We start from the raw sequence: 679 nt of genomic DNA, 5'->3' as shown, positions 1-679 counted from the left end.
AGAGAATAATGTAGTACAGAAATCTATTTCAAGAAATGGAAGTATTAAATACAGAATGATCCGCAGCTCAGAGAGAAGCTGTGCTACTGCTATTTGTAAAGAACTAGAACTACCCTCAGTGGGAGAAGAAGTATGAAGTCACCAGAGAGTAATGACTTAGACCTGAAAGCACATCGATGCCCTAATGCGATGACAATGGCGAGAATGGGTCTATCTCGAGCAATTAAGGAAGGTGTTAATGAGTACAACATATACAGCATAGAACCACTGTTAGGAAAGCACATATCTGCTTACTTAAATGATGTCCAATGTAAATTTGAAATTCACATTGAATCGGTAAGGATACGTGACGAACATAAAAAGTTATGGTGTAACGAAAGTACAATCTTTGATGAAGATGATTTCGAGTTTGCAGAGCACTACTGTCGGTACCGTATCGCCTTCACCAACAAATCAAATTATGGTGAAAGTTGAGTACAACCCTTAAAAGAAACCGTGAACCAATGTCCTTAGTTCGAAAACTAAAGTTGATTGTAATTCGCTCAAGGCCTATATTGCTTTTTATCCATAAATGACAATGGTAGATTGCAATGAATAACATTAATCTCATTACAGTGGGGATTGCTTTAGCGGTTTCCGCCCCCTCTGTAATTGCTTCAATCAAAGCACCACACAATGC

Annotated in this window: 1 protein-coding gene; it reads left to right on the top strand. The window is 38.3% G+C overall.

All coding sequences use genetic code 11. The features are described from left to right. Window positions 1–132 precede the first annotated feature (132 nt). A complete protein-coding gene (locus IQR33_RS26680) occupies window positions 133–474 on the top strand; it encodes a hypothetical protein (RefSeq protein WP_042776211.1) in 342 nt (113 codons plus the stop codon). The last annotated feature ends 205 nt before the right edge of the window (window positions 475–679 follow it).

The organism is Vibrio sp. OPT46, assembly GCF_015163535.1.
Lineage (GTDB): Bacteria > Pseudomonadota > Gammaproteobacteria > Enterobacterales > Vibrionaceae > Vibrio > Vibrio alginolyticus.
Note: the sequence above shows the minus strand (reverse complement) of the source record. Positions and strands in the feature narration are given on the sequence as shown.

What these genes read in the sequence shown, in the direction of transcription:
- IQR33_RS26680 (WP_042776211.1), top strand. Translation starts at nt 133, where the DNA reads ATGAAGTCACCAGAGAGTAATGACTTAGACCTGAAAGCACATCGATGC.